Origin of the sequence: Mesorhizobium sp. M1E.F.Ca.ET.063.01.1.1, assembly GCF_003998155.1 — a bacterium.
Classification (GTDB): domain Bacteria; phylum Pseudomonadota; class Alphaproteobacteria; order Rhizobiales; family Rhizobiaceae; genus Mesorhizobium.
The window spans coordinates 1-1,021 of record NZ_RZSC01001257.1; the positions used below are offsets into that span (position 1 = coordinate 1).

The 1,021-nt window shown below is 66.4% G+C and carries 2 protein-coding genes; both read left to right on the forward strand.

What is annotated here, in order from left to right:
- A partial coding sequence (locus EOA29_RS37725; RefSeq protein ID WP_145970097.1) for a 50S ribosomal protein L11 methyltransferase occupies window positions 1-600 on the forward strand: 600 nt, incomplete at its 5' end.
- Between the two features lie 51 nt (window positions 601-651).
- The gene (locus EOA29_RS37730) at window positions 652-984 is read left to right on the forward strand and encodes a glyoxalase (protein WP_126090445.1); all 333 of its coding nucleotides are present in this window, start codon (window positions 652-654) and stop codon (window positions 982-984) included.
- Window positions 985-1,021: the final 37 nt, after the last annotated feature.

Genomic DNA, 1,021 nt, shown 5'->3' on the forward strand with positions numbered 1-1,021 from the left:
ATCCGCCTCTACATGGCCCACCCTGGCAGCGGGCTGAGGCGGCTGCTGGAACCGGACGGCGACGCCGAGGAAAGCGCGGCCGAACCGCCCTACTGGGCCTATGCCTGGGCGGGCGGCGCCGTGCTGGCGCGCTATGTGCTCGACCGGCCTTCGATCGTGATGGACCGCCGCGTGCTCGATCTCGGCGCCGGCTCGGGGCTGGTCGGCATCGCCGCGGCCAAAGCCGGCGCGCGCGAGGTGCTCGCGACGGAAATCGATTGCAACGGCGTCGTCGCGCTCGGCCTCAACGCGGCGGCCAACGGCGTCGTCATCACGACAATGGGCGAGGATATTACAGCCGGGCCGCCGCCGGCGGTCGACCTGGTGCTGGCCGGCGACGTCTTCTACGGGCAGGCGGTGGCGCGGCGGGTCATCCCCTTCCTCGACCGCTGCCTCGCCGCCGGCATCGAGGTGCTGGTCGGCGATCCGGGCCGCGCCTGGCTGCCCAGGGCGCGGCTTCGCCTGCTTGGCGAGTATCAGGTGCCCGATGTCGGCGGAAACGGCGGCGGCGCGCCGAAGCCGAGTGGGGTGTTTGCGTTTGAACTGAAATCCTCAAACTAGATCTTTCAAGCAGCCCAGGCGGAAACTGCTCCTCAAAGAGAGAGCCCAACCATGATCAGCTTCGTCACAATCTTTGCTCATGATATCGAGCGCACGGCTGACATCTATCGCCTGCTCGGGTGTGAATTCGTGACGGAACGGCATGGGTCAGGACCCGAGCATCTGGCCTGCACGAGCGGCGCGACGGTTCTTGAAATCTATCCCGGCAAGGATGTCGTCGGCTCCGGGATCATGATCGGCGTGGACGTCGCCAATCTTGACCATGCTCGAGAGAGCGTGCTGGCGGCGGGCATTCCGTTATGGCGGGACGTTGAACCCGGCATGCGCCGCATGATCGTGAAGGACCCTGAAGGCCGCAGTATTTTCGTTCGCGAAGGTTCGTGAGGCGCTCCCCAACGGACGGCTGCACGTTTCCCACGCT